Genomic DNA, 1628 nt, shown 5'->3' with positions numbered 1-1628 from the left:
TTGGCAGTGGTCTCGGTTCTGGTGTTGGGTTACACCTTGGAGCCTTCCGTTCCCCGCTTCAATCTGACGGGCTGTGATTCCTAAAACTGGGGGTGGCTATCGCCGTTACTCTCAACGCCCTGATTTCTCAGTTTGTTTATGACCTTGAGTCCCCTGCCTTGCTTAGATTTCTCCAAGCGTCGGGACATATAAACAGTTATGGGATGGTCAGGGGTGCGAATCCCTTATATTCCACCAAGGGGTGGAAGTCCCACTAGGAGGTTATTTCAGGCATTGCAGCCTTATTTGACTCCTAAACGTCTCGCACTCTTCTCGCTTATTATACCGTATTGCCGTAAAATGTTAACCTAATTTGAGATGAAATCATGCTCTCTACTGAAATGGGTCACGACTCCACTCAGCAAATTGTTTTGTGACCTTGAGCTCCCTGCCTTGCTTGGAAGGTCATGTCCAAGCGTTGGGACATATAAACAGTTATGAGGATGGCCATCAGCTCGCTTCTTATATCCAACCAAGGGGTTGGAGTACCCACTAGGCAGTTATTTCGGGCATTGCAGCCCTATTTGATGCCTAAACGTCTCGCACTGAGATCATGATCACAATTAGCCTTTCACCTGCTACTACTTTGATGGCTGGCTAATTGGAACTGCGAGGGTAAAGCTGCATCAACTTCTGCACCTGTTCAGCATGGTAGGAACTACGAGTCAGGGGAGAAGCGACAATTTGTAAGAACCCTAGAGACTCCCCGTAGGCTTTCCAAGTCGCAAATTGTTCCGGGGGAATAAAATCAGCTACAGCCAGATGCTTAGAACTCGGTTGCAGGTATTGTCCTAGGGTCAGGATATCGCAGTCAACCTCTCGCAGATCTACCATGGCTTGGCGGATTTCTGCATCGGTTTCACCTAATCCTACCATTAACCCAGATTTGGTATATAACCACGGGGCGATTTGTCGCGATCGCCTTAATAATTCTAAACTACGGTGATAGTCACCCTGGGGACGAACCCGCCGATATAATCGTTGGACAGTTTCAGTATTATGGTTGAGGACTTCTGGTTTAGCCTGTAGAATGGTCTCTAGGGCTTCCCAATTGCCACACAGGTCTGGGATTAATACCTCTATGGTAGTTTTGGGAGATAGCGATCGTACCGATTCAATACAGCGGACAAATTGAGATGCTCCCCCATCAGGTAAATCATCCCGGTTCACCGACGTAATCACCAGATGATTTAACTGCATCCGTCGCACCGCCTCAGCCAATCTTTCCGGTTCTGTCCGATCAAGAGCCTGTGGTTTTTTCTCAAAGTCAATATCACAATAGGGACAGGCGCGGGTACAAGCCGGACCCATAATCAAAAATGTAGCCGTCCCCGCGTTGAAGCATTCCCCAATATTCGGACAGGAAGCCTCTTCACAGACAGTATTTAATCCCAGATCCCGCAGGATCCCTTTAACGTTCCCAACGCGCTCGAACTGGGGCGCTTTAACTCTCAACCAATCGGGTTTAGATACCATAGTAGCTCATGATATGTTTAGCTTGATTTTAGCCAATTATAGCACAAGACAGAACACTTAGGACGTATAATGGAGAGGACGAGATGACTAAGAAGACCAAAAATGCCAGCCCC

The 1628-nt window shown here is 47.7% G+C and carries 1 protein-coding gene; it reads right to left on the bottom strand.

Translation table 11 applies throughout. From position 1 onward, the window contains the following. Positions 1 to 636: 636 nt before the first annotated feature. Positions 637 to 1515 (bottom strand): lipoyl synthase, encoded by an 879-nt coding sequence (gene lipA / locus ACTIE0_RS24225; protein ID WP_006615955.1) that lies wholly within the window; start codon positions 1513 to 1515, stop codon positions 637 to 639. Between the last annotated feature and the right edge of the window lie 113 nt (positions 1516 to 1628).

Origin of the sequence: Limnospira sp. (assembly GCF_051859755.1) — a bacterium.
GTDB classification, from domain to species: Bacteria; Cyanobacteriota; Cyanobacteriia; order Cyanobacteriales; family Microcoleaceae; genus Limnospira; species Limnospira fusiformis.
The sequence above is the reverse complement of the archived record's forward strand: the minus strand, read 5'-3'. Positions and strand labels throughout refer to the sequence as shown.

What these genes read in the sequence shown, in the direction of transcription:
- lipA (WP_006615955.1), bottom strand. Translation starts at nt 1,515, where the DNA reads ATGGTATCTAAACCCGATTGGTTGAGAGTTAAAGCGCCCCAGTTCGAG.